The sequence below is a fragment of the bacterium genome, from assembly GCA_009926305.1.
Taxonomy (GTDB): domain Bacteria; phylum Bdellovibrionota_C; class UBA2361; order UBA2361; family RFPC01; genus RFPC01.
On sequence record RFPC01000200.1, the window covers coordinates 1 to 1,679 of the forward strand.

Genomic DNA, 1,679 nt, shown 5'->3' on the forward strand with positions numbered 1-1,679 from the left:
TGGTGTATTTGACGACTTCACGGGGCGCAAGACGAAAGCAACACACCAACTCGAGCTAAAACCCAACGAACCGCTTATCTTTGGAGAAAACGGGGGGAAAGGCATAGGGCTCTCGGGTCTTAGTCCACAAATCCTTGAGCAGGAGATGGACGGAATGCTGGAGAACGTTGCTATACACGATCCGAAGAGTCGTGTCATGGCGCACATCCTTTCACAACTTGACTACCCACGATTTCCTGTTCCAATGGGAATCTTCTTTCAAGAAACGCGAGAGGTTTATGAGGATGCGCTCCATGCACAAATTGATGCTGCAAAAATAAAGAAGGGAGCCTCTTCTGATCTTAGAAAACTACTCCATGGGAGTGATAGCTGGAAGCTTTCCTAGCTGAATACTTCTTTACTCAACACAATGGTACTACAGCATGAAGGGGTGTCACAGCAGGAAGGGGTGCAACGAGTTTCGAGTCGTTCTCACAGGAGGAATTCTGAAGCTTTTATAACAGCCGCCCTAAGCACTAGGCCAAAAATTGCGTGGCGAATGAGACTATCTCTCTTGTAACCTGCTCTACATCACCATTCCCGCCCAGGATAAGCCAATTGATCAGCTTTTTAGCACCTTCCATTCCTAGCCAAATCACCAGAGCCGTAAAGCATAGAGCAATCAGACCCCAGGCAAAGCCAAGAAAGAGAAAAAGAAAGTCATCTTCGAGAAGGCTAAATCCAATCAGAAATATTCCACCAGCCGGCAAGGTATTTGTCCCGGGAATGGGGATTGCCATCGAAACTCCCAACAGGCAGATGAGGAGACCAATCAACAATCTGGCAGAAAGCGATTGAACAAATGAGGCCAGACGAGGACGGGAGAATCGTTCTAGAAAGATTGCTAATTTCTCCATCAGAGATCGCATTTTTTTCAGCTTACTGAGATTTATGGTCTTCTTTGAAATGAAAGCAGGAAATTTGACAGACCTTTTTCCAAACAACAGCCCAAGACCGATACAGAGCAAAGGGACTGATAGCACTGTTGAGTATCCGGGAGCTGGTACTGGCAGTGCTGATGGAAGCGAGAAAAAAATGAGAACGAGTGCCATACCATGATGATCGAGTTCCTTCATTATGGTGCGAATAGTGACCTCACCCCGAGCGGGATCAAAGATTCGATGAATCAGGGAAGATAGTCTTTCTCTTTTCTCCGCTTGACTGATTTCCACCTTTTCCACCTTCTGAATTCCTGAACTAATTGCCATGAGGTCCTTTTTAACAGCTGCTATTCACCCTCGAAGCGAGCCTCCTGAGAGTATCGAAAGCGGTAAAAAATGAAAATAGGCACAAATTATCACCAAAAGAGCCACTTTCGTCCATCTTCTGCCCGTGCTCTTGATCTCATTCCCTGACACGGAATACCCTTAAGAGTCGAGGGGCTCGCGCCTCTCACCTGCCCTCGTAGCTCAGTAGGATAGAGCACAGGTTTCCTAAACCTGGGGTCGCATGTTCGAATCATGCCGGGGGCGTTCTCAATTTTTCAAATGCTCAAGACCAGAGGCATGATTCGAACAAAAGAACACGACGAATCATCAGATTGGGCTTGCCCAATCACTATATGCCGGGGGCGTTCTCAATTTTTCAAATGCTCAAGACCAGAGGCATGATTCGAACAAAAGAACACGACGAATCATCAG

2 protein-coding genes and 1 tRNA gene are annotated in these 1,679 nt (G+C 46.8%); 2 read left to right on the plus strand and 1 reads right to left on the minus strand.

Annotated features, from left to right (window positions below):
* Nucleotides 1-385: 2-oxoacid:ferredoxin oxidoreductase subunit beta (locus EBR25_13720; GenBank protein ID NBW42041.1), on the plus strand; the 385-nt coding region annotated here is incomplete at its 5' end.
* A 130-nt stretch (nucleotides 386-515) separates the two neighbouring features.
* Here the strand turns inward: EBR25_13720 and EBR25_13725 are convergent.
* Nucleotides 516-1,247 (minus strand): exopolysaccharide biosynthesis protein, encoded by a 732-nt coding sequence (locus EBR25_13725; protein NBW42042.1) that lies wholly within the window; start codon nucleotides 1,245-1,247, stop codon nucleotides 516-518.
* A 190-nt stretch (nucleotides 1,248-1,437) separates the two neighbouring features.
* Here EBR25_13725 and EBR25_13730 point away from each other — a divergent pair.
* Nucleotides 1,438-1,511: transfer RNA gene (locus EBR25_13730), tRNA-Arg, on the plus strand.
* Nucleotides 1,512-1,679 lie beyond the last annotated feature (168 nt).

Bases quoted from the DNA above. Each gene is read 5' to 3' on its own strand.
- EBR25_13725 (NBW42042.1), bottom strand. From the start codon at position 1,247: ATGGCAATTAGTTCAGGAATTCAGAAGGTGGAAAAGGTGGAAATCAGT.